The sequence below is a fragment of the Cellulomonas sp. ACRRI genome (assembly GCF_022346185.1).
Classification (GTDB): Bacteria; Actinomycetota; Actinomycetes; order Actinomycetales; family Cellulomonadaceae; genus Cellulomonas.
Genome location: NZ_JAKRMS010000191.1, coordinates 1 through 5,452, shown reverse-complemented (window position 1 = coordinate 5,452; position 5,452 = coordinate 1). Strand labels below are relative to the sequence as shown.

General features: G+C 76.9%; 5 protein-coding genes. 2 read left to right on the top strand and 3 right to left on the bottom strand.

Annotation, left to right across the window (positions count from 1 at the left end; all coding sequences use genetic code 11):
* Nucleotides 1–1,522 (bottom strand): MFS transporter (locus MHY85_RS20045; RefSeq protein WP_239199976.1); only part of this gene is annotated, 1,522 nt, incomplete at its 3' end.
* Nucleotides 1,523–1,621: 99 nt separating this feature from the next.
* Here MHY85_RS20045 and MHY85_RS20040 point away from each other — a divergent pair.
* On the top strand, nucleotides 1,622–2,620 hold the full coding sequence (locus MHY85_RS20040; RefSeq protein ID WP_239199973.1) for an Lrp/AsnC family transcriptional regulator: 999 nt from the start codon (nucleotides 1,622–1,624) through the stop codon (nucleotides 2,618–2,620).
* Nucleotides 2,621–2,638: 18 nt separating this feature from the next.
* Here the strand turns inward: MHY85_RS20040 and MHY85_RS20035 are convergent, their stop codons facing one another.
* Complete coding sequence (locus MHY85_RS20035) at nucleotides 2,639–3,631, bottom strand: SDR family oxidoreductase (RefSeq protein ID WP_239199970.1); 993 nt, start codon at nucleotides 3,629–3,631, stop codon at nucleotides 2,639–2,641.
* Nucleotides 3,632–3,733: 102 nt separating this feature from the next.
* Here MHY85_RS20035 and MHY85_RS20030 point away from each other — a divergent pair, with 102 nt between their 5' ends.
* Nucleotides 3,734–4,360 (top strand): phosphatase PAP2 family protein, encoded by a 627-nt coding sequence (locus tag MHY85_RS20030; protein ID WP_239199966.1) that lies wholly within the window; start codon nucleotides 3,734–3,736, stop codon nucleotides 4,358–4,360.
* 39 nt (nucleotides 4,361–4,399) lie between these two features.
* Here the strand turns inward: MHY85_RS20030 and MHY85_RS20025 are convergent.
* Nucleotides 4,400–5,452, bottom strand: a 1,053-nt coding sequence (locus tag MHY85_RS20025) for a helix-turn-helix transcriptional regulator (RefSeq protein ID WP_239199964.1), incomplete at its 5' end; no start/stop codon positions are given.

Below are 5,452 nucleotides of genomic sequence, written 5' to 3'. Positions count from 1 at the left end.
GGCACCAACAAGGCGGGGGACCTGGGCGGGCGCCCGGGGTGGGGCGGGGGGCCGGGATCGCGGCGGCGGGCGCGGCGTCCGCGACCGGAGCGGGCTCGGCGGCCGCCGGCCCGCGGAGGAAGCGGGAGAGGGCGGTGACCGCGACGCCGATCGCCGCGCACACCCCCCAGACGGCGACGTACCCGGTGAACGACGTGGTGGTGACGGCCGCGTCGCCCGTCCCGACGGTGGCGACGAAGCTGGCCATGAGGAGCGCGAACACGGCGCCGGCGACCGCGCCGGCCGCGGTGCGCGAGGTGTTGTACAGCGCCGAGGCGATCCCCACCGAGTCGGCCGGGGCGCGGGTCACGACGATCGTCGGCAGGACCGAGATCAGGACGCCGTTGCCGAGCCCGCCGACCAACATCGCGGCGACTACGACCACGGCGGACCCCGATCCCAGCAGCAGGCCGACGTAGCTGACCGTGAGCAGGGCGCCGCCGAGCGCGACGGCGCCCGGCACGCCGAGCCGCGTCGCGACCCGGTCGCCGGCGCTCGACGCCACGAACGCGGCGAGCGCCACGACGAGCGAGACGATGCCGACCGCCGCGGAGGTGAGGCCGAGGCCGAAGCCGACCGCGTCGGGGTCGCTCAGCATGAAGAGGGTCGAGGCGGTCTGGCTGCCGAACAGCTGCGCGCCGAACAGGAACGCGACCACGATCGGCAGGCCGATGCCGCCGCGGACCAGGAGCGTCACGTCGACCAGCGGGTGCGCGACCCGGCGCTCGACGGCCACCCAGGCGACGAGCAGGGCAAGGCCGCCGAGCACCGCCAGCGCCGTGAGGGGGCTCGTCCAGCCCCAGGACGCGGCGTTCGAGATCCCGCCGAGCACGGCGAGCAGGCCGACGCCCAGCAGCGCCGCGCCGAGCCAGTCGGTCGTGCCGCTCGCCCGCACCCGGGACTCGGGCACCAGGAACGCGACGACCGGGACGCAGACCGCGAGGAACAGCGCGGGCACCCACAGCACGAGCCGCAGGTCCCCGACCGCGCCGTAGAGGGCGCCGGCCCCGAGCGACCCGATCGCGGCGCCGAACGTCAGCGCCCCGACCAGCTTGCCGATGGACCGGCCGGCGGACTTCGGGTCCCGGTCCCGCACGATCGCGAACTCCAGCGGCAGGAAGGCGGCCAGCGGGGCCTGCAGGGCGCGCCCGACCAGCAGCACCGCGAAGTTCGGGGCGAGCGCGACGACGACCGAGCCGAGCGCGACCAGCGCGGCGGCCACGGTCAGCATCCGGCGGTGCCCGTACCGGTCCCCGAGCTTCGCGATGATCGGCACGCACACCACGGTGGCGAGCATGTAGGCGGCGCTGACCCAGTTGAGCGAGGCCGCGGTGACGCCGAACTCGGACCCGATGGCCGACAGCAGGACGGGGTACCAGCCCTGCAGCATGCCGGAGCCGAGCTCCATGACGACGAGGAAGCCGACGACCCCGCGGAGCGCGGGGCGGGCCTGGGCGGTGCCGGGAGGTGCGGAGGCGGTCATGAGGTCTCCTGGGACGGGCCGACGAGGTGGCGCGACGCTAGGAGGCGCACCGGCGTCGATGGTGCAGACTGCCGGAAACAGACCGAAAGGCGGTGCTCTGTGCAGGATGAGGCCATCGACCACCTGGACCAGCGCCTGATCCACGCGCTGCAGATCAGCCCGCGCGCGCCGTGGTCCGGCCTCGCGCCGGTGCTGGGGGCGGACCCCGTCACCCTGGCCCGGCGCTGGGCCCGGCTCACCCGCGAGGGCCTCGTCTACGTCACGGGGTACGGCTGGGGGGACCAGACCCAGCTGTCCCTGATCGAGATCGAGTGCAGCCCCGGCGAGACCCTCGCGGTCGCCCACGCGCTGGCGGCCGACGGGGAGGCCTTCACCATCGACCTCACCGCCGGGGGCCGCGACATCATGCTCAGCCTCGGCTCCACCGGGACCGAGGCCGTGGCGTCCTGGACGCTCGAGCGGATCCGCGGCGTCTCCGGCGTCCGCGCGATGCGCACCCACCTGGTGTCGGACGTCGTCACCGACGCCCGCAGCTGGCGGATGCGCGCGCTGTCGAAGGAGGAGGTCGCGCGGGTCGCCGCGCTGGACGCCCGGCCGACCGGCGGGGCGGTCACCGTGCGCCCGCACGAGGCGCGGGCGCTGAGCGAGGCGCTCACCGAGGACGCGCGGATCGGCGTGGCCGAGCTCGCCGCCCGGGTCGGGATGACGCCCCGCCGCACCCGGGACGCCCTCGCGACGATGCGGGCGTCCGGCCGGTTCGTCATGCGGGTCGACGTGGCGCGGGCGCACACCCCGTGGCCGATCTACGCCTGGTACTTCCTGCGGGTGCCGGCGGCGATGGTCGCGCGGGTCGGCCCGCAGCTCGGCCGGATGGACGAGGTCCGGCTGGTCGTCACCACCGTGGGCGAGTACAACGTGATCGTCGCCGTCTGGCTGCGGACCCTGCAGGACGTCGGGCGGCTCGAGGCCGTCGTCGAGGAGCGCCTGCCCGGCGTGACGATCGCCGACCGGTCCGTGGTGCTGCGGACCACCAAGCACCTGGGCCACCTGCTCGACGCCGGCGGGCGTGCCACCGCCGGGATCGTCCCGATGCCCTGAGGCGGCCCGGCGCGCGCCTCAGGCCACCCGGTACCGGGCCACCAGGTCGTCCATCACCGCGTCCAGCCGGGTGTCCACCGCGCGCCGCGCCGGGTCCGCGTCGTGCCAGGCGACGATCTCCCGCGCGCCCTGCTCGAACCGGATCGTCGTCGCGAAGCCGGGGACCAGCCCGCGCAGCTTCGTCGTGTCGAACACCATCGAGTGCGCCTTGTCGCCGAGGAGCCCGGCGCCCCACTCCGGGTCCGCGGCCGCGATCGCGTCCGACGGCACGTGCACGATCCGCGGCTCCAGCCCTAACGCGGCCGCGAGCGCCCGCACCACCTGGTCCCAGGTCAGCACGTCGTCCGAGGTGATGTGGAACGCCTCGCCGAGCGTGCGCGGGTGCCCCAGCAGCGGGACCAGGCCGCGGGCGAAGTCCTCGTGGTGGGTCAGCGTCCACAGCGAGGTGCCGTCGCCGTGCACCACGACCTCGCGGCCCTGCCGCATCCGCTCCATCGCCGTCCAGCCGCCGTCGAGCGGGACGAGCGTGCGGTCGTAGGTGTGCGACGGGCGGATCACCGTCGCCGGGAAGCCGGAGTCCCGGTACGCCCGCACCAGCAGGTCCTCGCACGCGATCTTGTCCCGGGAGTACCGCCAGAACGGGTTGCGCAGCGGGGTCGACTCGGTGACCGGCAGCCGCTCCGGCGGGGTCTGGTACGCCGACGCGGACGAGATGAACACGTACTGGCCCGTCCGCCCGGCGAACAGGTCGACGTCGGTCTGCACGTGCTCCGGGGTGAAGGCCACCCAGTCGACGACCGAGTCGAACGCGCGGTCGCCCAGCGCGGCGCGGACGGACGCCGGGTCCCGGACGTCGGCCTGGACCACCTCCACGCCCTCCGGCAGCGGGCGGGTCGCGCTCGACCCGCGGTTGAGCACCGTGACGTCGAGCCCTCGCTCGACGGCGAGCCGGGTGACGGCCGAGCTGATGACGCCGGTGCCGCCGATGACGAGGAGCCGCGTTGCTGCCATGCCCGGCACGCTATCGGGTCCGACGACGGTCGCACCCGGACCGTTCCCGGATCCGACCGCGGGGCGACGACCGCCGGCACGGGCGCTCCTAGCGTCGGGGCCATGCCGACGACGACACGCGCCCCGCTCGCACCGCTCCTGCTCCTGGCCGCCCTGGCGCTGGTGGCCCTGCTGCTGCCGTTCCCGGGCAGCCTGAGCGTCGTGGTGTCCCGGTGGGCCCTGTCGTCGACCGCCGCCCTCCCGTCGATCGACCTGCTCTCCACGGGCGCGATCGGGGCGCTGGCCGCGGTGACCGCCGCGACGGTGCTGCACGCCTGGCGGGCGCACCGCGACCGGCTGCCCGCCGTGCTCGGCGCGTCCGCCGGGGTGGTGCTCGCCTACGCCGCCAGCGAGACGGCGAAGGCGCTCCTGGTGCAGGCGCGGCCCTGCACGCGGTGGGCCGGGGCGGCGCACTGCCCGCCCGCCGGGGACTGGTCCCTGCCGTCCAACCACGCGACCGTCGCGGTCGCCGCGGTGGTCGTGGTGGCGCTCGCGACCCGCTCCGCCCGGGCGACCTGGGCCGCGGTCGTCCTGGCGCTGCTGGTGGCGGCGGGGCGGGTGCTCGAGGGGGTGCACTACCTGCACGACGTCGCGCTCGGCGCGGTGCTCGGGGCGGTCGTGGCCGCCGGCGCCGGGTGGTGCGCCGTCGTCGCGCACCGGCGCCTGCGTGCGGGGCGCCTCCGCGGCTAGGGACGTGCCGCGCGGGCACCACCGGACGGCGTGCCGAGGTCAGTGGATGCGGCGTGCCAGGCTCTCCCGGTCGCTCACGCCGACCTTCCGGTAGATCCGGTACAGGTGGTTGTCGATCGTCCGCACCGAGACCCCGAGCGCCTGGGCGACCTGCCGGTTGGAGGAGCCGGCCGCGACGAGGCGGGCGATCTCGAGCTCGCGGCTGCTCAGCCCCGATACCGGACCCACCGCGTCGACGGCACCGTCGAGGTCCCCGCCGGCCCGCGCGACGACGGCGTCCGCCGCGGCCAGCTCGGACTGCGCCGTCGAGGGGTCGCCCCGCAGCGCCGCCAGGGACGCCGCGCGGGCGTGGGCGCGGACGGCGTGGATCCGCAGCCCGGCGGCGCCCAGGCCCGGGGCCACCTCGGCCGCCCGGTCCGGCCGCCCCGAGGCCAGCGCGGCGACGTACCGGCCGAGCAGCGGCAGCACCGTCCCCTGGCTCGTGGCGGCCGCGGCCGCGACCCGGGGCGCGACGGGGTGGTCCGGGAGGACCTCCGCCGCGGCGGCGCCCGAGAGCACCGCGGCGGGGACGAACCCGCGGTCGAGGCTCTCGTCGACCTCGCGCCACAGCGCCACCGCGCCCTCGGCGGGATCGTCACCGGCCACGACGGACACCCGCAGACGCGCCAGCGTCGCCGACGTCAGCGGCACCGGGCTCAGCGGCAGCCGCATGGCGGTGAGCCCGTCGGCCAGGGCCCGGGCCGCCACCACCCGTCGGTCGGCGGCGGCGAGGGCCGTGCCGACGCAGAGCAGCCCCGCCCGGGCCCACGGCTGCAGCGGCGCCGTCGGCCCGAGCGCGAGCGCGGCCGCGAGGTGCTCGCGCAGCTCGCGGGACCGGCCCGCGAGCGCGAGGCCGAACGCCGCCACCGCCGCGCTGATCTCCAGCGCCGGTCCGTCGAGGTCCGCGCGCGCCGCGTCGTGCGCGCGGCCGGCGTCACGGACCGCCGCGTCGATGCTGCCCGCGAGGATCGCCGCGATCCCGCGCACCGCCCGGTCCTCGGCCGTCGGCGGGGCCTGCCCCGGGACCCCCTCGCGCTCGCGGGCGAGCAGCAC

Coding starts and splice junctions, on each gene's coding strand:
- MHY85_RS20035 (WP_239199970.1), bottom strand. CDS start 3,631: ATGGCAGCAACGCGGCTCCTCGTCATCGGCGGCACCGGCGTCATCAGC.
- MHY85_RS20030 (WP_239199966.1), top strand. CDS start 3,734: ATGCCGACGACGACACGCGCCCCGCTCGCACCGCTCCTGCTCCTGGCC.